1 protein-coding gene is annotated in these 908 nt (G+C 58.8%); it reads left to right on the top strand.

What is annotated here, in order from left to right:
- The first annotated feature begins 419 nt into the window (after positions 1 to 419).
- On the top strand, positions 420 to 707 hold the full coding sequence (locus A9995_RS16890; protein ID WP_145917026.1) for a hypothetical protein: 288 nt from the start codon (positions 420 to 422) through the stop codon (positions 705 to 707).
- Positions 708 to 908 lie beyond the last annotated feature (201 nt).

Genomic DNA, 908 nt, shown 5'->3' on the forward strand with positions numbered 1-908 from the left:
TCAGGTTCGCACACTTAAACTCCCATCACCGATAGGTTCTGCGCAATCTGCATCAACGCTGCGTGCACTGCCACCGGATCATTGGGCAAACGTCTTTGATCGCCGCAGCCCAGTTTTATGAAATCGAACCCGGCAGGGGCAAGGCAGACAAGCCCGGGCGCCGGATCGCAGCCTTTGAGAGCGAGCTCGTTATAGCCACGGGGTGCATCGCCCCGCAGGGTACCATCCCTTAGGTCGAGATGGCACTACGGGTTTTAAAATTCAGAAAGCGCTGGCAGTCGTTCCAGGTGGCGGGTCGATTAGCCGCTGCAGGCGGGCGAACGTAGTGCAGACAAACCCGAAATCATGCGATATTTGTCTTGCTCCTGGGCATACTAGAGGTTCGCGCATCCGGCGGTAAGAGCTAGTACCTACGTTATATGGAGCGCAACGGTTGGCAACCCCAGCTGAAGATAGGTTGTTGGCTGGACGTTACCTTTCCGCAGGCGAAGAGAAAGGCCCAATATCTACGCTCTGAAGTTGTGTTCGGCGCTGCCCCGCTAGGCGATCGCAGGCGCGAAGGGTTGGTACCGACCTATGCCGAAGTCGCTCAGCAGCACATCGATCACGCAAAGACCGACCAGAAGCGGCCAGAAAATACCGTGTCGCTCATAACCACCTACCTGCTGCCCCAGTGGGGACGGTCGCGTCGTATCCATCCGGTGTGAGCCGCCTTGTCTGGCGCGGGATTGAGCGGTCTTAAGTGTGCTCTTGTGAGTGCGCTTAGGAGCGGGCGATGGGTCAGGTGACGGTATTTTCGGGTCCGGAGCGGCGGTGGCGGTAGAGCGACGAAGAGCGGCTGCAGATCCTGACCGAGGCGTTTTCGCCGGGTGCCTGCGTTGCCCAGGCTTGCCGGCGCTACGATATAT

Origin of the sequence: Erythrobacter sp. QSSC1-22B (genome assembly GCF_001678665.1) — a bacterium.
Lineage (GTDB): Bacteria > Pseudomonadota > Alphaproteobacteria > Sphingomonadales > Sphingomonadaceae > Qipengyuania.

What these genes read in the sequence shown, in the direction of transcription:
- A9995_RS16890 (WP_145917026.1), top strand. Translation starts at nt 420, where the DNA reads ATGGAGCGCAACGGTTGGCAACCCCAGCTGAAGATAGGTTGTTGGCTG.